Source organism: Variovorax sp. GW458-11-26-14-LB1 (assembly GCF_059423965.1).
In genome coordinates, this window is the sequence record NZ_JBWKYW010000057.1 from 1 (window position 1) to 21,757 (window position 21,757).

General features: G+C 66.9%; 26 protein-coding genes. 18 read left to right on the forward strand and 8 right to left on the reverse strand.

Annotated features, from left to right (window positions below):
• Positions 1-33 precede the first annotated feature (33 nt).
• From lipA to AC07YS_RS27200, 4 genes are read right to left on the reverse strand one after another with little or no spacing between them, the layout of a single operon-like run.
• On the reverse strand, positions 34-1,017 hold the full coding sequence (gene lipA / locus AC07YS_RS27185) for a lipoyl synthase (protein WP_495269895.1): 984 nt from the start codon (positions 1,015-1,017) through the stop codon (positions 34-36).
• Positions 1,018-1,024: 7 nt separating this feature from the next.
• On the reverse strand, positions 1,025-1,702 hold the full coding sequence (gene lipB, locus AC07YS_RS27190) for a lipoyl(octanoyl) transferase LipB (RefSeq protein WP_062480168.1): 678 nt from the start codon (positions 1,700-1,702) through the stop codon (positions 1,025-1,027).
• Positions 1,699-2,007 carry a YbeD family protein gene (locus AC07YS_RS27195; protein ID WP_070063793.1) on the reverse strand — a complete coding sequence of 103 codons (309 nt, stop codon included), beginning with the start codon at positions 2,005-2,007 and terminating at the stop codon, positions 1,699-1,701. The genes lipB and AC07YS_RS27195 overlap by 4 nt, the downstream gene beginning before the upstream one ends.
• Positions 2,004-2,897, reverse strand: a complete 894-nt coding sequence (locus tag AC07YS_RS27200) for a D-amino acid aminotransferase (protein ID WP_495269894.1) — start codon at positions 2,895-2,897, stop codon at positions 2,004-2,006. The genes AC07YS_RS27195 and AC07YS_RS27200 overlap by 4 nt, the downstream gene beginning before the upstream one ends.
• A gap of 137 nt (positions 2,898-3,034) precedes the next feature.
• On the opposite strand from AC07YS_RS27200, the gene AC07YS_RS27205 reads away from it, so the two are divergent.
• The 16 genes from AC07YS_RS27205 to AC07YS_RS27280 all read left to right on the forward strand — a co-directional run bounded on the left by AC07YS_RS27205 (position 3,035) and on the right by AC07YS_RS27280 (position 17,731).
• Entirely contained in the window at positions 3,035-3,505 is a 471-nt protein-coding gene (locus tag AC07YS_RS27205) for an ATP synthase subunit I (protein ID WP_056576477.1), read from the forward strand.
• Between the two features lie 26 nt (positions 3,506-3,531).
• Complete coding sequence (gene atpB, locus AC07YS_RS27210) at positions 3,532-4,410, forward strand: F0F1 ATP synthase subunit A (protein ID WP_062480174.1); 879 nt, start codon at positions 3,532-3,534, stop codon at positions 4,408-4,410.
• A gap of 49 nt (positions 4,411-4,459) precedes the next feature.
• The gene (gene atpE, locus AC07YS_RS27215; RefSeq protein ID WP_056576471.1) at positions 4,460-4,729 is read left to right on the forward strand and encodes a F0F1 ATP synthase subunit C; all 270 of its coding nucleotides are present in this window, start codon (positions 4,460-4,462) and stop codon (positions 4,727-4,729) included.
• Positions 4,730-4,762: 33 nt separating this feature from the next.
• Positions 4,763-5,233: a F0F1 ATP synthase subunit B gene (locus tag AC07YS_RS27220; RefSeq protein WP_062480176.1), complete on the forward strand. Its 471-nt coding sequence runs from the start codon at positions 4,763-4,765 to the stop codon at positions 5,231-5,233.
• A 7-nt stretch (positions 5,234-5,240) separates the two neighbouring features.
• On the forward strand, positions 5,241-5,771 hold the full coding sequence (locus AC07YS_RS27225; RefSeq protein WP_062480178.1) for a F0F1 ATP synthase subunit delta: 531 nt from the start codon (positions 5,241-5,243) through the stop codon (positions 5,769-5,771).
• A 47-nt stretch (positions 5,772-5,818) separates the two neighbouring features.
• Positions 5,819-7,432 carry a F0F1 ATP synthase subunit alpha gene (gene atpA / locus AC07YS_RS27230; protein ID WP_095747008.1) on the forward strand — a complete coding sequence of 538 codons (1,614 nt, stop codon included), beginning with the start codon at positions 5,819-5,821 and terminating at the stop codon, positions 7,430-7,432.
• A 33-nt stretch (positions 7,433-7,465) separates the two neighbouring features.
• On the forward strand, positions 7,466-8,341 hold the full coding sequence (atpG, locus tag AC07YS_RS27235; protein WP_489062055.1) for a F0F1 ATP synthase subunit gamma: 876 nt from the start codon (positions 7,466-7,468) through the stop codon (positions 8,339-8,341).
• Between the two features lie 43 nt (positions 8,342-8,384).
• Positions 8,385-9,800 (forward strand): F0F1 ATP synthase subunit beta, encoded by a 1,416-nt coding sequence (gene atpD, locus AC07YS_RS27240; protein ID WP_062480184.1) that lies wholly within the window; start codon positions 8,385-8,387, stop codon positions 9,798-9,800.
• Positions 9,801-9,818: 18 nt separating this feature from the next.
• Positions 9,819-10,238 carry a F0F1 ATP synthase subunit epsilon gene (locus AC07YS_RS27245; RefSeq protein WP_062480186.1) on the forward strand — a complete coding sequence of 140 codons (420 nt, stop codon included), beginning with the start codon at positions 9,819-9,821 and terminating at the stop codon, positions 10,236-10,238.
• Between the two features lie 250 nt (positions 10,239-10,488).
• Complete coding sequence (locus AC07YS_RS27250; RefSeq protein WP_062480207.1) at positions 10,489-11,658, forward strand: ROK family protein; 1,170 nt, start codon at positions 10,489-10,491, stop codon at positions 11,656-11,658.
• Entirely contained in the window at positions 11,655-13,190 is a 1,536-nt protein-coding gene (locus AC07YS_RS27255; protein ID WP_495269893.1) for a sugar ABC transporter ATP-binding protein, read from the forward strand. Before AC07YS_RS27250 ends, AC07YS_RS27255 begins: the two co-directional genes overlap by 4 nt.
• The gene (locus AC07YS_RS27260; RefSeq protein ID WP_492699624.1) at positions 13,156-14,193 is read left to right on the forward strand and encodes an ABC transporter permease; all 1,038 of its coding nucleotides are present in this window, start codon (positions 13,156-13,158) and stop codon (positions 14,191-14,193) included. The genes AC07YS_RS27255 and AC07YS_RS27260 overlap by 35 nt, the downstream gene beginning before the upstream one ends.
• A 53-nt stretch (positions 14,194-14,246) precedes the next feature.
• Positions 14,247-15,212, forward strand: a complete 966-nt coding sequence (locus AC07YS_RS27265) for a substrate-binding domain-containing protein (protein ID WP_495269892.1) — start codon at positions 14,247-14,249, stop codon at positions 15,210-15,212.
• Between the two features lie 37 nt (positions 15,213-15,249).
• Entirely contained in the window at positions 15,250-16,380 is a 1,131-nt protein-coding gene (locus AC07YS_RS27270) for a Gfo/Idh/MocA family protein (RefSeq protein ID WP_495269902.1), read from the forward strand.
• A 52-nt stretch (positions 16,381-16,432) separates the two neighbouring features.
• Positions 16,433-17,137, forward strand: a complete 705-nt coding sequence (locus AC07YS_RS27275) for a phosphatase PAP2 family protein (RefSeq protein WP_495269891.1) — start codon at positions 16,433-16,435, stop codon at positions 17,135-17,137.
• Between the two features lie 69 nt (positions 17,138-17,206).
• Positions 17,207-17,731, forward strand: coding sequence for a DUF3617 domain-containing protein (locus AC07YS_RS27280; protein ID WP_495269890.1), 525 nt, complete (start codon positions 17,207-17,209; stop codon positions 17,729-17,731).
• 18 nt (positions 17,732-17,749) lie between these two features.
• Here AC07YS_RS27280 and trxC read toward each other — a convergent pair whose 3' ends face one another.
• The 4 genes from trxC to AC07YS_RS27300 all read right to left on the reverse strand — a co-directional run bounded on the left by trxC (position 17,750) and on the right by AC07YS_RS27300 (position 20,335).
• The gene (trxC, locus tag AC07YS_RS27285) at positions 17,750-18,199 is read right to left on the reverse strand and encodes a thioredoxin TrxC (protein WP_495269889.1); all 450 of its coding nucleotides are present in this window, start codon (positions 18,197-18,199) and stop codon (positions 17,750-17,752) included.
• A 61-nt stretch (positions 18,200-18,260) separates the two neighbouring features.
• Positions 18,261-18,791, reverse strand: a complete 531-nt coding sequence (locus tag AC07YS_RS27290) for a TPM domain-containing protein (protein ID WP_495269888.1) — start codon at positions 18,789-18,791, stop codon at positions 18,261-18,263.
• Between the two features lie 5 nt (positions 18,792-18,796).
• Positions 18,797-19,723, reverse strand: a complete 927-nt coding sequence (locus tag AC07YS_RS27295) for a TPM domain-containing protein (RefSeq protein WP_495275743.1) — start codon at positions 19,721-19,723, stop codon at positions 18,797-18,799.
• Between the two features lie 12 nt (positions 19,724-19,735).
• Entirely contained in the window at positions 19,736-20,335 is a 600-nt protein-coding gene (locus AC07YS_RS27300) for a LemA family protein (RefSeq protein ID WP_172438430.1), read from the reverse strand.
• Between the two features lie 47 nt (positions 20,336-20,382).
• Between AC07YS_RS27300 and AC07YS_RS27305 the strand changes: the two genes are divergently transcribed.
• Entirely contained in the window at positions 20,383-21,186 is an 804-nt protein-coding gene (locus tag AC07YS_RS27305; RefSeq protein ID WP_495269021.1) for a hypothetical protein, read from the forward strand.
• Positions 21,187-21,238: 52 nt separating this feature from the next.
• Positions 21,239-21,691, forward strand: coding sequence for a YybH family protein (locus AC07YS_RS27310; protein WP_062481770.1), 453 nt, complete (start codon positions 21,239-21,241; stop codon positions 21,689-21,691).
• The last annotated feature ends 66 nt before the right edge of the window (positions 21,692-21,757 follow it).

The following is a 21,757-nucleotide window of genomic DNA, read 5'->3' on the forward strand; positions in this document are numbered from 1 at the left end:
CGCCCGCGCATGGCGGGCGGCCGGGCGGTGCCGTCAGACGCCGGCGGCGTGCGCCTGCTGGTCGGCGTGGTAGCTGGAGCGCACCATCGCGCCCACGGCCGCGTGGCTGAAGCCCATCTTGTAGGCCTCTTCCTCGAACATCTTGAAGGTGTCGGGGTGCACGTAGCGGCGCACCGGCAGGTGCGAGCCCGACGGCGACAGGTACTGGCCGATGGTCAGCATGTCGATGTCGTGGGCGCGCATGTCGCGCATCACCTGCAGGATCTCTTCGTCGGTCTCGCCCAGGCCGACCATGATGCCGCTCTTGGTCGGCACGTTGGGGTGCAGCGCCTTGAACTTCTTCAGCAGGTTCAGGCTGAACTGGTAGTCGCTGCCCGGGCGCGCTTCCTTGTACAGGCGCGGCGCGGTTTCCAGGTTGTGGTTCATCACGTCGGGCGGCGCGGCCTTGAGGATTTCCAGCGCGCGGTCGTCGCGGCCGCGGAAGTCGGGCACCAGGATCTCGATCTGCGTCATCGGCGAGAGCTCGCGGATGTGGCTGATGCAATCGACGAAGTGCTGGCTGCCGCCGTCGCGCAGGTCGTCGCGGTCGACGCTGGTGATCACCACGTACTTCAGGCGCAGCTTGGCGATGGTCTTGGCCAGGTTGAGCGGCTCGTCCTTGTCCAGCGGGTCGGGGCGGCCGTGGCCCACGTCGCAGAACGGGCAGCGGCGCGTGCACTTGTCGCCCATGATCATGAAGGTGGCCGTGCCGTTGCCGAAGCATTCGCCGATGTTCGGGCACGAGGCTTCTTCGCAGACCGTGTGCAGGTTGCTTTCGCGCAGGATCTGCTTGATCTCGTAGAAGCGCGTGGTGGGGCTGCCGGCCTTGACGCGGATCCACTCGGGCTTCTTGAGCACTTCGCCGGTCTGCACCACCTTGACGGGGATGCGCGAGAGCTTGGCCGCGGCCTTCTGCTTGGCCAGCGGGTTGTAGGTTTCGGCGCTCTGGGCGTCGCGGACGACTTCGGTGGTGCTCATTGGTGTGTCAAGGAGCCAGGAAAGCCCCGAGCTTTTGGCTCAGCACTTTGGCGGCTTCTTCCCATGTGGTTTGGACGCCGATTGTAGAAAGGTCGACCGTTTGCAGCCCCGCGTAGCCGCAAGGGTTGATGCGCGAGAAGGGTTCGAGGTCCATCGCGACATTGAGCGACACACCGTGGTAAGTGGCGTGGCGGCTCACCTTGATGCCCAGCGCGGCGATCTTGCCCAGGCCCCGGAACGGGTCGGCGCCGGGCATCGGGCCGGTGAGGGCGGCGTGCGAGAACGGGTCGTCCAGGCGCACGTAGATGCCCGGCGCGCCCGCCACGCGGTGGCCCGTCACGCCGAAGTGGGCGAGCGTGCGCAGCACCGATTCCTCGATGCGGTAGACGTATTCCTTGACGTAGTAGCCCGCGCGCCGCAGGTCGATGAGCGGGTAGGCCACCACCTGGCCCGGGCCGTGGAAGGTGACCTGCCCGCCCCGGTCGGTCTGCACGACGGGGATCGGGCCGGGGGCCAGGATGTGGTCGGTCTTGCCCGCCAGCCCCTGCGTGAACACGGGGTCGTGCTCGCAGATCCATAGCGCGTCGGGCGTCTCGGGCGTGCGCTCCTGCGTGAAGCGCTGCATCGCCGCGTAGGTGGCGAGGTAGTCGGCCCGGCCGAGCCACTGCGCTTCGAGGGGCGTCAAAGAACGACTTTCACCATCGGGTGCGCGGACAGGGCGCGGTAGAGGTCGTCGAGCTGTTCGCGGCTGGTGGCGGTGACGGTGATGGTCACGCCCAGATAGTTGCCGGCCTTGCTGTCGCGCAGCTCGACCGTGGTGGCGTCGAAGGCCGGGTCGAAGCGCTCGGCGATCTGCGTGATGGCGTGCACGAAGCCGTCGACCTTCGCACCCATCACCTTGATGGGGAACTGCGAGGGGTACTCGATCAGCGATTCCTTGCGCGGATCGGGGATCGATGCGGTGTCGGTAGGGGTCGTTGTGTCGGTCATGCGGTGGCTCCTGGCGCGTCGGCGTTGCGTTGCTTGGCCTGTTGGTAGGCGGCATACAAGCTCTGGTAGATGGGGCCGGGATGGCCATTGCCAATGGCCTGGCCGTCGAGTGTGACGACGGGCAACACTTCCTTGGTGGCCGAGGACAGCAGCAGCTCGTCGGCGCCGAACACCTCGTCGCGCGACACGCGCCGCAGCGCGAAGGGAATGCCGCTGTCCTGGCACAGGCGCTCGAGCAGGCCGTAGCGGATGCCGGTCAGCACGAGGTTGTCTTTCGGTGGGCCGATGAGCGTGCCGCCCTTCACGATCCACACGTTGCTCGACGAGGCTTCGCTGAGCCAGTCGCCGCGGAACATCACGGTCTCGGTGGCGCCGGCCTCGACGCTGATCTGCCGTGCGAGCACCGCGCCCAGCAGGCTGGTGCTCTTGATGTGGGCCTTCTGCCAGCGGAAGTCGTCGGCCGTGACGCAGGCCACGCCCTTGGCGCGCACCGCATCGGCCACCGGCGGCAGGGGGTTCACCATCGCGAACACGGTGGGGCGCAGGCCGCGCACCATGGCGTGGTCGCGTGGTGCCACGCCGCGCGAGACCTGGAAGTAGATCGCCTGCGGTGCCTTGCCCTGCGGTGCGGCAAGCTGCATTGCAATGGCGCGCCATTCGTCGCGGGTGTAGGGGTTGTCGATCTGCAGCTCGGCCAGCGAGCGCTCGAGGCGCGCGATGTGTTCATCGAAGCAGAAGGGCACGCCGAAGTAGACGGGGATCACTTCGTAGATGCCGTCGCCGAAGATGAAGCCGCGGTCGAGGACGCTGATCTTCGCGTTGCGCAGGGGGGTGAATTCGCCGTTGAGAAAGCACGGCGTGTCGGGCAGTGCCGAGGTGATGTCTTGCATCCGCAAATTATGGGCGGACGCCACACTCGGTGCAGAACTGTCGACGAAGTGTCACGTTATGGCGGGACCCCGCTAGGTTTTACTTATAATCAATGGCTTTGTAAAATTCTCCGGGGACAAACACGGGGTGCATTCGAATGACAACCAACGCCCCTGTCCCTGAGGTTGACGCCGAAGAATCCGATTTCAAGCCACTCACGGCCGAAGAGGCCCAGAAGTTGCGCGAGCAAAACCCCGAGCTGTCACCCTGGTGGGTGATCGCAGCCCAAGTGGCTGCAGGCGTGGTGGTAGCTTGCCTGGCGTGGATCTGGACGGCGCGATCCGAGGCTGCAATCTCGGCGTTTTACGGAGCCATGACAGTAGCGATCCCCGCGGCCTTGTTTGTCCGCGGTGTCCGGCGCAAACCGGGCATGCCGTCGCAGGCTGTCATGTTGAGGTTTTTTGTGTGGGAGATGATCAAGATCGCGCTGACCGTTGCCTTGCTGGCCGCGGCGCCGTGGCTGATCGGGGGGCTCGTCTGGCTGGCCATGGTGGCTGGCGTGGTGGTCGCCATGAAGATGTACTGGGTGGCACTGCTGGTGCGGCCCAAATTTTTGAACCGGATTTGACTGTTTTGGAAGAGAGACGCTGAAAGATGGCCGCCGAAGGACACGCCCCGACCGCGAGTGAATACATCGTTCACCACCTCCAGCACTGGCAAGTCGACTGGAGCCTCAAGCCCGTCGTTCAATCCGCCATTGTTGACTTCAACGTCATCAACCTCGACTCGGTGCTCTACGCGCTGATCATCGGCGCATTGGGCTGCTTCGTGCTGTGGCTGGCTGCCCGCAAGGCAACGCCCGGCGTGCCCGGCCGTTTCCAGGCGGCGGTCGAGATCCTGGTCGAGATGGTCGACAACCAGGCCAAGGCCAACGTGCACAACGCCGCGAGCCGCAAGTTCATCGCCCCGCTGGCGCTCACCGTGTTCGTCTGGATCTTCCTGCTGAACGCGATGGACATGCTGCCGGTCGACCTGCTGCCGGCCATCTGGACCCAGGTCTACTCGGCACTGGGCCACGATCCGCACCACGCCTACATGCGTGCCGTGCCGACCGCCGACCTCTCGACCACGCTCGGTCTTTCCACTTCCGTGCTGCTCCTGTGCCTCTTCTACAGCGTCAAGGTCAAGGGCCTGGGCGGCTGGGGTCACGAGCTGATCACCGCGCCCTTCGGTGCCCACCCTCTGCTGTGGCCCGTCAACCTGCTGATGCAGGTCATCGAGTACCTGGCCAAGACGGTCTCGCACGGCATGCGGTTGTTCGGCAACATGTATGCGGGCGAGCTCGTCTTCATGCTCATCGCCCTCATGGGCGGTGCCATGGCGGCCTCGTTCTCCGGTGTGATGCTGCCCATCGGGCACATCATTGCCGGCACCGTCTGGGCGATCTTCCACATCCTGGTGATCACGCTGCAGGCTTTCATCTTCATGATGCTGACCCTGATCTATCTGGGCCAGGCGCATGAGGCGCATTGAGTTTCCCTTTTTCTTTTCGTTTGCTTTAAATCTGTTCTAAGGAGTCATCATGGAAAACATTCTCGGTCTCGTCGCTCTCGCTTGTGGTCTGATCGTCGGTCTCGGCGCCATCGGTGCTTCCATCGGCATCGCGCTGATGGGTGGCAAGTTCCTGGAATCGTCGGCCCGTCAACCTGAGCTCATGAACGACCTGCAGACCAAGATGTTCATCTTGGCTGGTCTGATTGACGCGGCCTTCCTGATCGGCGTGGCCATCGCCCTGCTGTTCGCCTTCGCCAACCCGTTCGCCGCGACCCTGCTGGCCAACCTGCCCAAGTAAGCCGGTTCAACGCCACTCCAGAAAGGTGTTGCCGTGAGTATCAACGCGACCCTGTTCGTTCAGGCCATCGTCTTCTTGCTGCTGGTGCTGTTCACGATGAAATTCGTGTGGCCGCCCATCGCGAAGGCTTTGGATGAACGCGCACAAAAGATCGCTGCGGGCCTGGCGGCCGCCGAGAAGGCCAAGGCTGAACTCGCTTCCGCCAACCAGCGCGTCGAGCAGGAACTGGTTCAGTCTCGCAACGAGACCACCAGCCGCCTGGCCGATGCCGAGCGCCGCGCCCAGCAGATCATCGAAGAGGCCAAGGGCCGTGCAACGGTGGAGGCCAACAAGATCGTGGCCGACGCGCACGCCGAAGCCGAACAGCAGTCCGTGCGTGCCCGTGAAGCCCTGCGTGAGCAGGTTGCTGCGCTGGCCGTCAAGGGTGCCGAGCAGATTCTCCGCAAGGAAGTCAACGCCGGTGTCCACGCCGACCTGCTCCAGCGCCTGAAGACCGAGCTCTGAGGACGATATGGCCGAACTTGCGACCATTGCCCGCCCCTACGCGGACGCGCTCTTCGGGGCTACTTCGAGCGACCTCGAAGGCACGGCCGGATGGATCGGCCAGCTGGCCGCCATCACTGCCGATCCGCAGCTCCTGCAGTTCGCTGCCGACCCGAAGGTGTCGCCGGAACAGATCTTCGATCTGATCTCCGGTCTGCTGCCGCAAGCCTTGCCGGACACCGGCAAGAACTTCCTGCGCACGGTGATCGACAACGGCCGGCTTGCTGCATTGCCTGAAGTCGCGGCCCAGTACCGCGAGCTCAAGAACGCCAAGGGCGGCACGGCCGACGCGGTGATCTACAGCGCCTTCCCGATCGACGCGGCGAGCCTCGCCGAGGTCGCCGTGGCACTGCAGCGCCGTTTCGGTCGCCCGCTGAACACGCGTGTGGAATCCGATCCTTCGCTGATCGGCGGCATCCGTGTGGTGGTGGGGGACGAAGTCCTCGACACCTCCGTCAAGGCGCGTCTCGAACAAATGAAAGCAGCGCTCACCGCCTGAGGCGGCGAGCCGCGGTTGGCCCTATTTATTGAAAGAAGGAAAGAGTCATGCAACTCAATCCCGCAGAAATTTCCGAACTGATCAAGAGCCGTATCGAAGGCCTTGGCGTCAGCGCCGACATCCGCAACCAGGGCACCGTGGTCTCGGTGACCGACGGCATCGTGCGCGTGCACGGCCTGTCGGACGCGATGCAAGGCGAAATGCTGGAATTCCCGCCCACGGCTGACGGCACGCCGTCGTTCGGCTTGGCGCTGAACCTTGAGCGCGACTCGGTCGGCGCCGTGATTCTGGGCGAGTACGAGCACATCTCCGAAGGCGACACCGTCAAGTGCACGGGCCGCATCCTGGAAGTGCCCGTGGGCCCCGAGCTCATCGGCCGCGTGGTGAATGCACTGGGCCAGCCGATCGACGGCAAGGGTCCGATCAACGCCAAGATGACCGACGTGATCGAAAAGGTCGCTCCGGGCGTGATCGCACGGAAGTCCGTGGACCAACCGATGCAGACCGGCCTGAAGTCGATCGACTCCATGGTGCCCGTCGGCCGTGGCCAGCGCGAGCTGATCATCGGTGACCGCCAGACCGGCAAGACGGCCGTGGCGATCGACGCGATCATCAACCAGAAGGGTCAGAACATGACCTGCGTCTACGTTGCGATCGGCCAGAAGGCTTCGTCGATCAAGAACGTGGTGCGCTCGCTGGAACAAGCCGGCGCGATGGACTACACCATCGTGGTGGCCGCATCGGCTTCCGAATCGGCTGCCATGCAGTACGTGTCGGCCTACTCGGGCTGCACGATGGGCGAGTACTTCCGCGACCGCGGCCAGGACGCCCTGATCGTCTATGACGACCTGTCCAAGCAAGCCGTGGCTTATCGCCAAGTGTCGCTGCTGCTGCGCCGCCCGCCAGGCCGCGAAGCCTACCCCGGCGACGTGTTCTATCTCCACAGCCGTCTGCTCGAGCGCGCAGCCCGCGTGAACGCCGACTACGTCGAAGCCTTCACCAAGGGTGAAGTCAAGGGCAAGACCGGTTCGCTGACCGCACTGCCGATCATCGAAACGCAAGCCGGTGACGTGTCCGCCTTCGTTCCGACCAACGTGATCTCGATCACCGACGGCCAGATCTTCCTGGAAACCAGCCTGTTCAACGCCGGCATCCGTCCCGCCATCAACGCCGGTATCTCGGTGTCGCGCGTGGGTTCGTCGGCGCAGACCAACCTGATCAAGAACCAGTCGGGCGGTATCCGTACCGACCTGGCCCAGTACCGTGAACTGGCCGCGTTCGCGCAGTTCGCTTCCGACCTCGACGAAGCGACCCGCAAGCAACTCGACCGCGGTGCGCGCGTGACGGAACTGCTCAAGCAGACCCAGTACAGCCCGCTGCCGATCTCGCTGATGAATGCCACGCTGTTCGCAGTGAACAAGGGCTTCATGGACGACATCGAAGTCAAGAAGGTGCTCCCGTTCGAACACGGCTTCCACCAGCTCCTGAAGACCAGCCACGCTGCGCTGCTCGAGACCATGGAAAAGAACGGTGCCAAGTGGGATGCCAAGCCCGCCAAGCCGGACGACAGCGCAGAAAAGCAGGCCTTCAAGAAGGTGTGCCAGGACGCCGAAGCCGAACTGCTGGCCGCAGCCACCTCGTTCAAGAAGTCGTTCGCCTGAGCGACCTTTTGACCGACGCAAGAAGGAGCTCATATGGCAGCTGGTAAGGAAATCCGCGGCAAGATCAAATCGGTGGAGAACACCAAGAAGATCACCAAGGCCATGGAAATGGTCTCGGTTTCCAAGATGCGCAAGGCGCAAGAGCGCATGCGTGCCGCACGCCCCTACAGCGAGAAGATCCGCAACATTGCGGCGAACCTTGGCAAGGCGAATCCCGAGTACACGCACGCCTTCATGAAGAAGAACGACGCCAAGGCGATCGGCTTCATCATCGTGACGAGCGACAAGGGCCTGTGCGGTGGCTTGAACACCAACCTGCTGCGCGCCGTGACGACCAAGCTGCGCGAAGCGCAGGCCGCTGGCGTGGCCATCGAGTCGGTCGCCATCGGCAGCAAGGGCCTGGGCTTCCTGAACCGCATCGGTGCCCGCGTGGTGGCGCACGTCACCCACCTGGGTGACACGCCGCATCTGGACAAGCTCATCGGCCCGGTCAAGACGCTGCTGGACGCTTACGCGGAAGGCAAGCTCTCGGCCGTGTACCTGTGCTACACGAAGTTCATCAACACGATCAAGCAGGAGCCGCTCGTCGAGCAGCTGCTGCCGCTGGCCGCTGACTCGCTGCAAGTCGAGGAAGGCCAGCATTCGTGGGATTACATCTACGAGCCCGATGCGCAAAGCGTGATCGACGAGCTGCTGGTTCGCTATGTGGAGTCGCTGGTCTACCAGGGCGTGGCAGAAAACATGGCGTCCGAGCATTCGGCGCGGATGGTGGCCATGAAGGCTGCCACCGACAACGCAGGCAACGTGATCAGCGAGCTGAAGCTGGTCTACAACAAGACCCGCCAGGCCGGCATCACCAAGGAGCTCTCGGAAATCGTTTCGGGCGCTGCGGCGGCCGCCGGTGTCTGAGCCCTTCGGACCTCAACAGATTTAAATTTTTATCGGAGCAGACATGGCTCAAGCAGAAGCAGTTCAAGGCAAGATCGTTCAGTGTATTGGCGCTGTGGTCGACGTGGAATTCCCGCGCGACAAGATGCCCAAGATCTACGACGCCCTCAAGTTCGAAGGCAGCGCACTGACGCTCGAAGTCCAGCAGCAGCTCGGCGACGGCGTGGTCCGCACGATTGCGCTGGGTTCTTCCGACGGCCTGCGCCGCGGCCTGATCGTGACCAACACGCAAGCCCCCATCACCGTGCCCGTGGGCAAGGCGACGCTGGGCCGCATCATGGACGTGCTGGGCGCGCCCATCGACGAGCGTGGTCCGGTCGACCAGACGCTGACCGCCTCCATCCACCGCAAGGCTCCCGCGTACGACGAACTGTCGCCGTCGCAGGACCTGCTGGAAACCGGCATCAAGGTGATCGACCTGGTGTGCCCGTTCGCCAAGGGCGGCAAGGTGGGCCTGTTCGGTGGTGCCGGCGTGGGCAAGACCGTGAACATGATGGAACTCATCAACAACATCGCCAAGGCCCACTCGGGTCTGTCGGTGTTCGCCGGTGTGGGTGAACGTACCCGTGAAGGCAACGACTTCTATCACGAGATGGCCGACTCCGGCGTCGTGAACCTCGAGAAGCTCGAAGACTCCAAGGTCGCCATGGTCTACGGCCAGATGAACGAGCCCCCGGGCAACCGTCTGCGCGTGGCCCTGACCGGCCTGACCATCGCCGAGTCGTTCCGCGACGAAGGCCGCGACGTGCTGTTCTTCGTGGACAACATCTACCGCTACACGCTGGCCGGTACCGAAGTGTCGGCACTGCTGGGCCGCATGCCTTCCGCCGTGGGCTACCAGCCGACGCTGGCCGAAGAAATGGGCCGTCTGCAAGAGCGGATCACGTCGACCAAGGTCGGCTCGATCACCTCGATCCAGGCCGTGTACGTCCCTGCCGACGACTTGACCGACCCGTCGCCTGCCACGACCTTCGCCCACTTGGACTCGACCGTGGTGCTGTCGCGTGACATCGCTTCGCTGGGTATCTACCCCGCCGTGGACCCGCTGGACTCGACCTCGCGCCAGCTCGACCCGAACGTGGTCGGCGAAGAGCACTACAACGTGGCCCGCGCCGTGCAAGGCACGCTGCAGCGCTACAAGGAACTGCGCGACATCATCGCGATTCTGGGCATGGACGAACTGGCTCCCGACGACAAGCTCGCCGTGGCCCGCGCTCGCAAGATCCAGCGTTTCCTGTCGCAGCCGTTCCACGTGGCCGAAGTGTTCACGGGTTCGCCGGGCAAGTACGTGCCGCTGTCGGAAACCATCCGCGGCTTCAAGATGATCGTGAACGGCGAAGCCGACCACCTGCCGGAACAAGCGTTCTACATGGTCGGCACCATCGACGAAGCGTTCGAAAAAGCCAAGAAGGTCGCCTAAGGCGGCATGGGAACTCAGATGGCAAACACCATTCACGTCGACGTGGTCAGCGCGGAAGAGTCGATCTTCTCGGGCGAAGCCAAGTTCGTCGCGCTGCCCGGTGAAGCCGGTGAGCTCGGCATCTATCCGCGTCACACGCCGCTGATCACGCGCATCCGCCCCGGCGCCGTGCGCATCGAGACGGCCGACGGCGGCGAAGAGTTCGTCTTCGTGGCCGGTGGCATCCTCGAAGTGCAGCCCGACGCCGTCACCGTGCTGTCCGACACCGCGATCCGCGGCAAGGACCTCGACGACGAGAAGGCCAACAAGGCCAAGGCGGCCGCCGAGGAAGCGCTGAAGAACGCGAAGAGCGACATCGACATCGCGATGGCGCAGTCGGAACTGGCCGTGATGGCTGCGCAGATCGCTGCGCTGCGCAAGTACCGCCAAAAGAAGTAAATCAAAGCCGCTGCCCTCGGGCAGAAGCCAAGAAAAAGCCGCCTCCGGGCGGCTTTTTTTCGTTCGTCCCAGCCGGGATGAAGATGTGTTCGATCTGAAATAGGTCGAAGTTCAGCCTTGCCCGGCTGAAGATGCCCTCCTAGTATTCGCCTTCGCCCGGCGACCGATCACCCGATCGTTCGACCGGCGCCTTTCCAAAAAGAGCGGAGACAAACGCGTGGCACCCTGGAGCGGCATCACGACCGACGAAATGCGGTTGCTGGAATCGACCTTCTGGTCGGCCGGCGGCTCGCGCCATGCCATGGCCGAACAGCTCGGCTTCTCCAAGAGCAAGGCCAACGGCCTGATCGCCGGCCTCGTCGACCAGGGCCTGCTCGCCGAGGCCGGCCTGCAGCGCTCCTCGGGCGGTCGCCGCGCCGAAAACCTCCAGCTCAATGCCGAACTCGGCGTGCTCGTCGGCATCGACATCGGCGCCACCAGCCTGGACGTCGCGGTGCTGCGTCCCGACCTCACGGTGCTGGCCCAGCACGAAGAAGCCGCCGATGTGCGCGAAGGCCCGGCCGTGGTGCTGGCGCGCGTGCGCGTGCTCATGCGCGAACTGCTCGCGCGTTGCGGGCAGGGCCCACGGAACGTCCTGGGCATCGGCATCGGCGTGCCCGGCCCCGTCAACTTCGAGATCGGCCAGCTCGTGAACCCGCCGCTGATGCCGGCCTGGGACAGCTTCTCGATCCGCGACTACCTGCGTGAAGACTACGCGGCGCCGGTGTTCGTCGACAACGACGTCAACCTGATGGCGCTCGGCGAGCTGTGGCGGCTGCGGCGCTCGCTCTCGAACTTCCTTGTGATCAAGATCGGCACCGGCATCGGCTGCGGCATCGTCTGTCACGGCGAGGTGTACCGCGGCGCGGCCGGCTCGGCTGGCGACGTGGGCCACATCTGCGTCGACCAGGAAGGCCCGCGCTGCCACTGCGGCAACCTGGGCTGCGTCGAGGCGATGGCGGCGGGCCCCGCGATCACGCGCATGGCGATGCAGGCGGCCGAAGCCGGTGAAAGCGCGACGCTCGCCGAATGCCTGCGCACGCGCGGACGCATCGATGCCTTCGACGTGGGGCAGGCCAGCCGCGGCGGCGACCCGGCGGCCAACGCCATCATCCAGCGCGCCGGCAGCCTGATCGGGCAGATGCTCGCGTCGGTCGTCAACTTCTTCAATCCCTCGCACGTGTTCATCGGCGGCGGCATCACGCGCATCGGGCCGCTGTTTCTCGCGGCCGTGCGCCAGAGCGTCTACCAGCGCTCGCTCGCGCTGTCGACGCGACACCTCGAGATTCAATACACGCCGCTGGGCACGCAGGGCGGCCTCGTCGGCGCGGGCGTGCTGGCGATGCAGGAAACGCTCAAGGCCCGAGGGGTAGCGCCATGACGAACGCCGTGGCAACCAAGGGCAGCGTGGCCGTCGAGTTCGACGGCGTGGTGAAAGCCTTCGGCCCCGTGCAGGTGCTGCATGGCGTGAGCTTTGCGCTGGCGCCGGGGCGGGTGTACGGCCTGCTCGGCGAGAACGGCGCGGGCAAGTCCACGCTGATGAAGATCCTGTCGGGCTACGAGTCGCTGACCGGCGGCATCTTGCGCATCAACGGCCAGCCGCAAAGCTTCACGAGCTCGCGCGATGCCGAGGCGCTGGGCATCGTGCTCATCCACCAGGAGTTCAACCTCGCCGAAGACCTCAGCGTGGCGCAGAACATCTTCCTGGGCCACGAGAAGAAAAAAGGCTGGCTGCTCGACGACGCCGCGATGGAGCGCGATGCCGCCACCGCGCTCGCCGCCGTCGGCCTGGCCATCGACCCGCGCACCAAAGTGCGCCGCCTCATCGTCGCCGAGAAGCAGCTCGTCGAGATCGCGAAGGCCATCGCCCGCCGCGCGCGCCTGCTCGTCATGGACGAGCCCACCGCCACGCTCACGCCCGGCGAGACCGAGCGCCTGTTCAAGCTCATCGCGCAGCTGCGCGCCGACGGCGTGACCATCGTCTACATCTCGCACAAGCTCGACGAGGTGGAGCAGGTCACCGACGAGGTGATCGTGATGCGCGACGGCCGCTTCGTGGCGCGCGCACCGACGCCCGAGGTCTCGCGCCAGCAGATGGCCAACCTCATGGTGGGCCGGGAACTCGCCGACCTGTACCCGCCGCGCGACCTCGTCGTGGCGGCCGACAAGCCCGCCCTGCGCGTGCGCAACTTCAGCGTGCCCGGCTGGGCGCAGGACGCGAGCTTCGAGGTGCGCCCTGGCGAAATCCTCGGCTTCGCGGGCCTCGTCGGCGCGGGCCGCACCGAGCTGTTCGAAGGCCTGCTCGGGTTGCGCCCGGCCAGCGGCACCGTCGAGATGCGCGGCGAGCCCGTGCCCCACGGCAAGGGCTGGCGCAACCCGCGCGATGCCGCGAAACACGGCCTCACGTATCTCAGCGAAGACCGCAAGGGCAAGGGCCTGCACGTGCACTTCGGCCTGCGCCAGAACCTCACGCTGATGGCGCTGGAGCGCTACGCGCAGCCCTGGCTGAAGCCCGACGCGGAACGCGCGGCGCTCGGCGAGGCGGTGAAGGACTACGGCATCCGCACCGGCTCGCTCGACGTGCGGGCCTCGTCGCTGTCGGGCGGCAACCAGCAGAAGCTCGCGCTCGCCAAGGTGCTGCAGCCGCAGCCCAAGGTGGTGGTGCTCGACGAGCCCACGCGCGGCGTGGACATCGGCGCCAAGCGCGACATCTATTTCCTGATCCAGCGACTCGCCCGCGAAGGCCTCGCGGTGATCGTCGTCTCGTCCGAGTTGATGGAGCTGATCGGCCTGTGCCACCGCGTCGCGGTGATGCGCGCGGGTCGGCTCGTTGCCACGCTGGACGCGACCCACCTGACTGAAGAGGAGCTCATCGCTCATGCCACCGGAACCGCAGACACCCACGCAGCCTGACGCCGCACAGCAGCCGCAGCAGCAACACCGCAGCGAAGGCACGCCGCGCTGGACCGAGCGCCTGCACGGCCTCGGCCCGGTCATCGGCCTCGTGCTGCTGTGCATCGCGGGCACGCTGCTCAACGGCGACTTCGCCACCGTCGACAACGCGATGAACGTGCTCACGCGCACCGCCTTCATCGGCATCATCGCGGTGGGCATGTGCTTCGTGATCATCTCGGGCGGCATCGACCTGTCGGTGGGCTCGATGGCCGCGCTCATCGCGGGCAGCGTGATCATGTTCATCAACTGGGCCGGCCCGGCCTCGGGCTCGCCGCTGATGGCGGTGATGATGGGCGCGGTGCTCGCCGTGGTGCTGGGCGCGCTGTTCGGCCTGGCGCACGGCCTGCTCATCACCAAGGGACGCATCGAGCCCTTCATCGTGACGCTGGGCACGCTGGGCATCTTCCGCGCGTACCTCACGTACTTTGCCGACGGCGGCGCGCTCACGCTCGACAACGAGCTGTCCGATCTCTACGCGCCGGTGTACTACGCGAGCCTTGCAGGCATCCCGGTGCCGGTGTGGGTGTTCGTGATCGTCGCGATCATCGGTGGTGTCATCCTGAACCGCACGGCCTACGGGCGCTACGTGCAGGCCATCGGCTCCAACGAGCAGGTGGCGCGCTATGCAGCCGTGGACGTCGACCGCGTGAAGATCCTCACCTACGTGCTGCTCGGCGTGTGCGTGGGCATTGCGACGCTGCTGTACGTGCCGCGCCTGGGCTCGGCCTCGCCGACCACGGGCCTGCTGTGGGAGCTCGAAGCGATCGCTGCGGTGATCGTCGGCGGCACTGCGCTCAAGGGCGGCGCGGGCAGCATCACCGGCACGGTGGTGGGCGCGATCCTGCTCTCGGTCATCAGCAACATCCTGAACCTCACCAGCATCATCAGCGTGTACCTGAACGCTGCGGTGCAGGGCTTCGTGATCATCGTCGTCGCGTTCCTGCAGCGCGGACGCCGCTAGTTTTTCGTTGTTCGTTCCGTTCCCGTTCCACCACCCAAGAGGAGACATCCAGCATGACGACTTTCACCCGACGCCTCGCGCTCACGGCGGTTGCCACCGCAGCGTTCGCCGCCAGCCTGCCCGCGCTTGCCGCGGAAAAGGTCAACCTCGGCGTGTCGATTCCCGCGGCCACGCACAGCTTCATGGGCGGCATCAACTACTGGGCCAACCAGGCGAAGAAGGACCTCGAGAAGCAGCACAAGGACCTGAAGATCACGATCAAGACGGCAGCCAATGCGCCCGAGCAGGCCAACCAGCTGCAGGACTTGTCGACGGTCACCAAGATCAACGCGCTCGTCGTGTTCCCCTTTGAATCGGCCGCACTGACCAAGCCGGTCGCGCAGGTCAAGGCCAAGGGCGCGTACGTCACCGTGGTCGACCGCGGCCTGACCGACACCAGCGCACAAGATGCGTATGTGGCCGGCGACAACACGGCCTTCGGCAAGATCCCGGCCGAGTACATCGTCAAGCAGCTCGGCGGCAAGGGCAATGTGGTGGCGCTGCGCGGTATCGCGACCACGCTCGACAACGAGCGCATGGACGCCTTCAACGCCGTGCTCAAGGGCAGTCCCGACATCAAGCTGCTCGACGCCAAGTACGCCAACTGGAACCGCGACGACGCCTTCAAGGTCACGCAGGACTACCTGACGCGCTTCAAGCAGATCGACGCGATCTGGGCGGCCGACGACGACATGGCCGTGGGCGTGCTCAAGGCCATCTCGCAGGCCAAGCGCGACGACATCAAGATCGTGTTCGGCGGCGCCGGCGCCAAGGACATGGTCAAGACCATCATGGACGGCAAGGACAAGCGCATCACGGCCGACGTGAGCTACTCGCCCAAGTTCATCTACGACGCGATCAAGCTCACGGCCGAGGCACGCCTGAAGGGCGAGAAGCTGCCGGCGACCACGATCATTCCGTCGGTGCTGATCACCAAAGAGAACGCCAAGGATTTCTACCACCCGAACTCGCCGTTCTAAGGTGACCGAGATCGCTTCACGTCCCCTGCGCTGCGCCATGGTCGGCGGCGGTCGCGACGCCTTCATCGGCGCCGTGCACCGCAAGGCCATGGCGCTCGACGGCCAGATCGCGCTGGTCGCCGGCGCGCTGTCGTCGAGCCCGGACAAGGCGCGCGCCTCGGGCCGCGACCTCGGCCTGGCCGACGACCGCAACCACGGCGACTGGCAGGCGCTGCTGGCCGACGAGCTGAAGCGCCCGGCCGATGAGCGCATCGACTTCGTCTCGATCGTCACGCCCAACCACGTGCACTACCCGGTGGCGCAGGCCTTCGCGGAAGCCGGCTTTCACGTGGTGTGCGACAAGCCGCTGGTGCACACGCGCGCGCAGGCCGACGCGCTGGTCGCCACCGTTGCGCAGCAGGGCACGGTGTTCGGCGTGACCTACAACTACACCGGCTACCCGATGGTGCGGCAGGCGCGCGAGATGGTGCGCACGGGCCAGATCGGCGAGGTCCGCAAGGTCGTCGTCGAATACAACCAGGGCTGGCTCGCCAGCCACGTGGAAGCCGCGGGCGGCAACAAGCAGGCCGACTGGCGCACCGACCCCGCGCGCAGCGGCGCGGCCGGCGCCATCGGCGACATCGGCTCGCATGCCGAGAACCTCGTGGCCACCGTCACCGGCCTCGACATCGAGAGCCTGTGCGCCGACCTCGGCGCGCTGGTGCCGGGTCGCCTGCTCGACGACGACGGCAGCCTGCTGCTGCGCTTCCAGGGCGGCGCACGCGGCGTGCTGGTGGCCTCGCAGATCAACACCGGGCTGGAGAACGACCTGCGCCTGCGCGTCTCCGGCACGCTGGGCACGCTCGAATGGCGTCAGGAGCAGCCGAGCCAACTGGTGCACCTGCCGCACGACGGGCCCCGGCGCGTGCTCACGCGCGGCGCGCCCTGGCTGTGCGAGTCGGCGCGGCGCGCGAGCCGTCTGCCGGCCGGCCATCCCGAAGGCTTCATCGAGGCGTTTGCGAACGTCTATGCGGGCGTGGCGGCGGACATCCGCGCGCGGCTCGCGGGGCAGGCGGCCGATCCGCTGGCGGCGGACTATCCGCGCGTGGAAGACGGGGCGCGCGGCGTGCGCTTCATCGAGCGCACGGTGGCGTCGGCTGGAAGCGAATTAAAGTGGACGCCCTGGTAGCCGCGCACGGGCCCCGTTGAAACGAGGCTAGGCCGCGGCACCAGCGGCCGCCATGACGCACTCCTCCTCTTCCTTCGATGCCCCTTCGCCGCCACCTTCATGGCCGCGCGCCCTCTGGCAGCGCTGCCGGACGCTGTGGCTGCTCAAGCTGGCCGGCAACACCGTCGCCACGCTGGGCTTCTTCCCGCTGTACTTCTGGGTCATGCACCACGCCGGGCCGGCGTGGGTGCTGCCGCTCACGGCCGTCGACCGGCTGATCGCGTTCTGGCCGGCGATGCTGCCGGTGTACCTCACGCTGTGGGCCTACATCGCACTGCCGGTGCTGCTGGCCAAGGACCGGCGCGAGCTGAACACCATCGCCATCGGCTGCGCGGTGATGACGGCGATCGCATTGGCCGTGTTCTGGTGGATGCCCACGGCGATCCCGAACTTCACGATCGACGCCGTGCCGGGCTCGTCGCTGCACTTCCTCAAGACCTTCGACGCGGCGGGTAACGCCTTTCCTTCATTGCATGTGTCGTTCTCGGTGTTCGCCTGCATGGTGCTGGGGCGGCAGCTGCGCGAAGCGGGTGCGCCGGGCTGGTTGCGGCTGCTCAACCTCGCGTGGGCCGTGGCCATCGTGTACTCGACGATGGCCGTGCGCCAGCATGTGCTGATCGACGTGCTGGGCGGCCTCGGGCTGGGCCTGGCGCTGGGCTTCGCGTTGCGCGAGCGCCCATCGGCGGCTTTGGCCCCGGTCGCGGCGCGGGCGGCGTAGACCGATCGCGGTATTCCGCCGCGCGGGCGCCGACGGTACAAAGCGGCATCGCCGTCCACCGAGCCTGCCATGACCTTTCGCCTGTTCTCCCTCGCTGCCGTCGCCTGTCTTCTCGCCGGCCCCGCGCTGGCCATCGATTACCCGGCGCGCAAGCCGGGGCTGTGGGAAATACAGACCGGCGAGGGCGGCGCGGCCACGGCCAAGGCGCCGGGCCAGACGATCCAGCAGTGCATCGACGCGGCCACCGACAAGGCGATGCGCGAGATGGGCCAGGGCATGGGCAAGGACATGTGCTCCAAGCAGGACCTGCGCCTCGAAGGCGTGAAGCTGGTCATCGATTCGGTCTGCAAGATCGGCCCCACCACCGCGACCTCGCGCGCCGTGATGAGCGGCGACTTCAGCAGCGCCTACCGCGTCGAAAGCAAGTCGACCTACAGCCCGCCGCTGATGGGCCGCACTGAGGGCACGAGCGTCGTCGAAGCCAAGTGGGTCGGCCCCTGCAAGCCGGGCCAGAAGCCGGGCGACATGGTCATGGGCAACGGCATGAAGATGAACATGCTCGACGCGATGGCGAAGATGCCGGCGCGGAAGTGATCGCGGCCGGTGGTCGGATCAGCCCGCGCCGTTGGCCTTGACCCAGCGCACGATGTCGGCGGCGCCCATCGCGCCGGCCTGCCGCGCGACCTCGCGCCCGCCCTTGAACAGCGCCAGCGTCGGGATGCTGCGGATGTTGAAGCGCGCGCCCAGCGCCTGCACCGCCTCGGTGTCGACCTTGGCCAGCCGCACCTGCGGTTCGAGCTGGGCCGCCGCCTGTTCGTAGGCCGGCGCCATCTGGCGGCAGGGGCCGCACCAGGGCGCCCAGAAATCGACCAGCACGGGAATCTCGTTGCGCGCGATGTGGCGATCGAAGGTGGCCACGTCGGGCAGTGCGGTGGAGTGGCCGGTGAACAGCGGGCGGTGGCAGCTGCCGCAGTCGGGCGCGCTGCCCAGTTGCGCCGTGCGCACGCGGTTGGTCGTGTGGCAGTGGGGGCAGACGATGTGCAGCGATGCGGATTCGGTCATGTCCGAAAAATAGGGGCCGGGTGCCCGGATTGCAAGGCGCCGGCACCGAGGGCGCCGAACCTCAGAGCACCACGGGCGCGTCGGGCAGCTCGTTGGTGTCGGGCTGGTCGTCGGCCAGCGGGAAGTGGGCCATCAGCAGCGCCGACACTTCTTCCAGCGCCAGCGTGATGCCGTCCTCGAAGCGGCCTTCGCGGAAGGCCGTGGCCATGCGCTGCGTCATGGCCGCCCATTCGGCGGAGCCCACATGGGCGTCGATGCCGCGGTCGGCCACGATCTCGATGGCGTGCTCGGCCAGCAGCAGGTAGATCAGCACGCCGTTGTTGTGCGCGGTGTCCCACACGCGCAGCTTGCCGAACAGCGTCACGGCGCGCTCCCGGGGCGGTGCGTGGCGCCACAGGTAGGACATCGGCAGGCCGGCCTCGACGCAGATGCGGATCTCGCCGCTGTGGCGGCGCTCGCTCGCGGCCACGCGGCCCGCGAGCCGCTCCAGCGCGTCGGCCGGCAGCACGCGGCGCACCGCGGCTTCGTCGGTCCAGCGATGCCGCCAGATGCGGCCGAGCTTCGAGAAGAGCGTGGGGTTTGCAGTTGCCATGGGGTTCACCAGTCTCCCGAGGCGCCGCCGCCGCCGAAATTGCCACCGCCGCCGGAGCTGAATCCGCCGCCGCCACCTCCGCCGCCGCTGCTCCAGCCGCCGCCACCGCCACCACTGCTCCAGCCACCCCCGCCGCCGCCTCGGCCGCCGCGACCGGGGCCGAACCCGGCAAGGCCCGAGAACAGCGAGACCATGAGCGCGATCAGCCCGGCGATCACCGCGATCACGGTGCTGGTCGTGAGGAAGAACGCGACCACGCCGATGCCGCCGCCCATGGCGACCGAGCCCATCGTCTTGCCCAGGATGGCGCGCGCGATCGGGGCGCCGACGAAGACGCCGACGAACAGGAAGATCGCGAGGTTCTCCCAGTCGAAGCCGTCGTTGCTGCCTGAGCTGCCGCTGTTGCTGCGCGAAGGCTCGGGCAGCGGCTCGCCATCGACCAGGCCGATGAGCCGGTCCACCGCCGCGTTCAGGCCGCCCGCGAAGTCGTTGTTGCGAAAGCGCGGCTTCATCTCCTCGTCGATGATGCGCACCGCCGCGAGGTCGGGCACCGCGCCTTCGAGCGTCTTGGCGGTGGCGATGCGCATCTTGCGATCGTCCTTGGCAACGATGACCAGGAGGCCGTCGCCCACGCCCTTGCGGCCGATCTTCCAGGCGTCGCCCACGCGCTGCGCGTAGCTCGCGATGTCTTCGGGCGCCGTGGTCGGCACCATCAGCACCACGATCTGCGAGCCCTTGCGCTGCTCGAAGGCCGCGAGCTTGGTTTCGAGGCCCGAGCGCTGCGCGGCGTCGAGCGTGCCGGTCTGGTCGATCACGCGCGCCGTGAGCGTGGGGATCGGCAGCAGGCCCTGCGCCAGCGCGGGCAGGCCGGCCCATGCGAGGGCCGCGATGAAGATCGCTGCCAGTGCGCGGCGGATCAGGGCTGCGGCCATCGGCGCCGCTTCTTACTTCTTGGGGGTGCTGAAGTCGACGGTCGGAGGCGTCGAGATCTGGGCTTCGTTCTGCACTGAGAAATTCGCCTTCGGCTTGTAGCTGAAGACCATGGCCGTGAGGTTGGTCGGGAAGCTGCGCGCGAGCACGTTGTACTCCTGCACGCTCTCGATGTAGCGGTTGCGCGCCACGGTGATGCGGTTCTCGGTGCCCTCGAGCGTCACGCGCAGGTCGCGGAAGGCCTGGTTGGCCTTGAGGTCGGGGTAGCGCTCGGCCACCACCATGAGCCGCGACAGCGCCGACGAGAGTTCGCCCTGCGCCTGCTGGAACTTGTTGAAGGCCTCGGGGTTGTTGAGCGTCTCGGGCGTCACCTGGATCGAGGTGGCCTTGGCGCGCGCCTCGATCACCTTGGTGAGCGTGTCCTGCTCGAAGCTGGCTTCGCCCTTCACGGTGGCGACGATGTTCGGCACGAGGTCGGCACGCCGCTGGTACTGGTTGAGGACCTCGCTCCAGGCCGACTTGCTGGCCTCGTCGAGGGACTGGAACTGGTTGTAGCCGCATCCGCTGAGGGACAGGACGGCCGCGAGAATCAGGAACCAGCGCTTCATCATCATTTGCATTACCTCCGCAGAAGGAGGCCGAAGTTAGCATAGATGGGGTCATGGCCCTCGATCCCCTCCACGCCCTGCAGGCCGCGAACCGCGCGGTCCCGCCGGTGGCCGCGCCGCCCACCGGCACGCTGCTGATCGCGGGCGCGACCGGCGCGCTCGGCCAGGAGCTGCTGCACCGGCTCGCGGGCCGTCACCGCTTCAAGCACACGCGCGTGCTGGCGCGTGAGCCCATGCACGACGGGCTGCCCGGCGTCGAGACCGTGCAGTGCCCGGCGCTGCCGATCGCGCAGTGGCCGCCGGTCGCGGCCGACGTCGCCGTGGTCGCCTTCGATCCGCCGCGCCTGTACCACGGCCGTGAGCGCGCGCTGTGGCACCCCGAGCCCGCCGACCTGCCCGAACTGGCGCGCTGGCTGCGCGCCAGCGGCGTGCGCACGCTGGCCATCGTGCAGCCGCACGACCGCGGCCGGCTGCCCGAGGCGCTCAAGCGCGGGCTGGCCAGCCTGGACGAGCAGGCCGTGGTCGCCTGCGACTTCGAGCGCCTGATCCTGCTGCGCTCGGCGCGCAAGCCGGCCGACGTGCGCCTGGCCAACCTGGGCGAGCGGCTCGCGGCCTGGATGCTGTCGATCATGCGATTCATGGTGCCGGCCAACGAGCAACCTGTGCGCGCGCCCAAGATGGCCGAGCTGGTCGACCTCGCGCTGCGCGTGGCGCCGCCCGGCGTGCACGTGGCCGCGCCCGAGATGGTGTGGCAGGCCGCGCAGGGCGCCACCGAGGCGGCGGCGCGCGCGTGGCTGATTCCGGCGTCCGCGCCCGAAGCACCCACGGCCGGGTCGCCTGCTGCCACATGGCCGTGACATGGGCAGGGCAAAATCCGGCCTACCCCCTTCGCTCTCGCCCTTCACCGCCATGCCCAAGACCCCTTTCCGCGCCGCCGCGGCCATCGGCGGCACTGCCGACGATGTCGAGGCCGCCTTCTACGAAGCGCTGCAACGCGGCGATGTCGATGCGCTGATGGCCTGCTGGGCCGACGAGGACGAGGTGTTCTGCGTGCACCCGGGCGGTCCGCGGCTGGTGGGCGCGGTGGCGATCCGCGCGGCCTTCGAGCAGATGTTCGCCAACGGCGCCATCCATGCGACGCCGGCGCGCGTGCGCAAGATCGAGTCGCTGGCGAGCGCCGTGCACAACGTGCTGGAGCGCATCGAGGTGCTCACGGCCGAGGGGCCGCGCCATGCCTTCGTGCTGGCCACCAACGTGTATCACAAGACCGCGCAGGGCTGGCGCATGGTGGCGCACCACGCGAGCCCGGGCAGCGCGCGCGAGCCGGACGACGCGAACGATCCACCGCAGGTCCTGCACTGAGTCCTGCTTCGAGCGATGGCCTCTCCCTTTCCTTCTTCCTCTTTTTCACCGCCTTCCGCGTCACCC

Excerpts from the sequence above, each read along its gene's own strand:
- AC07YS_RS27260 (WP_492699624.1), top strand. The coding sequence starts at position 13,156 with ATGCCACCGGAACCGCAGACACCCACGCAGCCTGACGCCGCACAGCAG.
- AC07YS_RS27270 (WP_495269902.1), top strand. The coding sequence starts at position 15,250 with ATGGTCGGCGGCGGTCGCGACGCCTTCATCGGCGCCGTGCACCGCAAG.
- AC07YS_RS27275 (WP_495269891.1), top strand. The coding sequence starts at position 16,433 with ATGACGCACTCCTCCTCTTCCTTCGATGCCCCTTCGCCGCCACCTTCA.
- AC07YS_RS27265 (WP_495269892.1), top strand. The coding sequence starts at position 14,247 with ATGACGACTTTCACCCGACGCCTCGCGCTCACGGCGGTTGCCACCGCA.
- atpA (WP_095747008.1), top strand. The coding sequence starts at position 5,819 with ATGCAACTCAATCCCGCAGAAATTTCCGAACTGATCAAGAGCCGTATC.
- AC07YS_RS27250 (WP_062480207.1), top strand. The coding sequence starts at position 10,489 with ATGCGGTTGCTGGAATCGACCTTCTGGTCGGCCGGCGGCTCGCGCCAT.
- atpD (WP_062480184.1), top strand. The coding sequence starts at position 8,385 with ATGGCTCAAGCAGAAGCAGTTCAAGGCAAGATCGTTCAGTGTATTGGC.
- AC07YS_RS27255 (WP_495269893.1), top strand. The coding sequence starts at position 11,655 with ATGACGAACGCCGTGGCAACCAAGGGCAGCGTGGCCGTCGAGTTCGAC.
- atpG (WP_489062055.1), top strand. The coding sequence starts at position 7,466 with ATGGCAGCTGGTAAGGAAATCCGCGGCAAGATCAAATCGGTGGAGAAC.
- trxC (WP_495269889.1), bottom strand. The coding sequence starts at position 18,199 with ATGACCGAATCCGCATCGCTGCACATCGTCTGCCCCCACTGCCACACG.
- AC07YS_RS27310 (WP_062481770.1), top strand. The coding sequence starts at position 21,239 with ATGCCCAAGACCCCTTTCCGCGCCGCCGCGGCCATCGGCGGCACTGCC.
- AC07YS_RS27300 (WP_172438430.1), bottom strand. The coding sequence starts at position 20,335 with ATGATGATGAAGCGCTGGTTCCTGATTCTCGCGGCCGTCCTGTCCCTC.
- AC07YS_RS27295 (WP_495275743.1), bottom strand. The coding sequence starts at position 19,723 with ATGGCCGCAGCCCTGATCCGCCGCGCACTGGCAGCGATCTTCATCGCG.
- atpE (WP_056576471.1), top strand. The coding sequence starts at position 4,460 with ATGGAAAACATTCTCGGTCTCGTCGCTCTCGCTTGTGGTCTGATCGTC.
- AC07YS_RS27280 (WP_495269890.1), top strand. The coding sequence starts at position 17,207 with ATGACCTTTCGCCTGTTCTCCCTCGCTGCCGTCGCCTGTCTTCTCGCC.
- AC07YS_RS27200 (WP_495269894.1), bottom strand. The coding sequence starts at position 2,897 with ATGCAAGACATCACCTCGGCACTGCCCGACACGCCGTGCTTTCTCAAC.
- AC07YS_RS27305 (WP_495269021.1), top strand. The coding sequence starts at position 20,383 with ATGGCCCTCGATCCCCTCCACGCCCTGCAGGCCGCGAACCGCGCGGTC.
- AC07YS_RS27245 (WP_062480186.1), top strand. The coding sequence starts at position 9,819 with ATGGCAAACACCATTCACGTCGACGTGGTCAGCGCGGAAGAGTCGATC.
- lipA (WP_495269895.1), bottom strand. The coding sequence starts at position 1,017 with ATGAGCACCACCGAAGTCGTCCGCGACGCCCAGAGCGCCGAAACCTAC.
- AC07YS_RS27205 (WP_056576477.1), top strand. The coding sequence starts at position 3,035 with ATGACAACCAACGCCCCTGTCCCTGAGGTTGACGCCGAAGAATCCGAT.
- atpB (WP_062480174.1), top strand. The coding sequence starts at position 3,532 with ATGGCCGCCGAAGGACACGCCCCGACCGCGAGTGAATACATCGTTCAC.
- AC07YS_RS27195 (WP_070063793.1), bottom strand. The coding sequence starts at position 2,007 with ATGACCGACACAACGACCCCTACCGACACCGCATCGATCCCCGATCCG.
- AC07YS_RS27225 (WP_062480178.1), top strand. The coding sequence starts at position 5,241 with ATGGCCGAACTTGCGACCATTGCCCGCCCCTACGCGGACGCGCTCTTC.
- AC07YS_RS27290 (WP_495269888.1), bottom strand. The coding sequence starts at position 18,791 with ATGGCAACTGCAAACCCCACGCTCTTCTCGAAGCTCGGCCGCATCTGG.